At 42.0% G+C, this 455-nt stretch carries 1 pseudogene; it reads right to left on the reverse strand.

Annotated features, from left to right (window positions below):
• Nucleotides 1-455 (reverse strand): annotated as a pseudogene (locus JO375_RS12520) (hypothetical protein); the annotation flags it as partial.

Here is a 455-nt window from a genome sequence, read left to right on the forward strand (position 1 = left end):
TTCTCCCCTTCGTCTGTTTGAACTTTAGTCCCCGCCGTAAAGCAGTTACAAGGGAGCGCCTTGGCCAATTTCAGATTTTTTTCTGTCAATTTAACAGAACGCTCAACGTATCTTCCCTCCTTACTCGTCAGCTGTATGATCAATTTTCCGCCTTTAATAAACTTACCAACAGGTATAAATCCTGCCAGCGCAAGTGTTTTGTCATATGTGGACGATTTGGGATCAAGTATCGTGTTGATATCATCCACTATCAAGAAATTCGCTACGGCCATGGATGCCTGCATAGTTCCTGCTTTAAACTCATTCCAACAAGTCCCCATGCCTACTCTTTGACAATGAATAATCGTCTTCTGGTTAGTATAAAATATTCCGCCTTTTGTGGTAGGCATAAATTCATGCCCACTAGGGTCTACATATCCAAGCGGATTATTAGCTACATACGCATACCAGTTCAA

Origin of the sequence: Paenibacillus farraposensis, from assembly GCF_020736845.1 — a bacterium.
In the GTDB taxonomy this organism is placed as follows: Bacteria; Bacillota; Bacilli; order Paenibacillales; family Paenibacillaceae; genus Paenibacillus; species Paenibacillus farraposensis.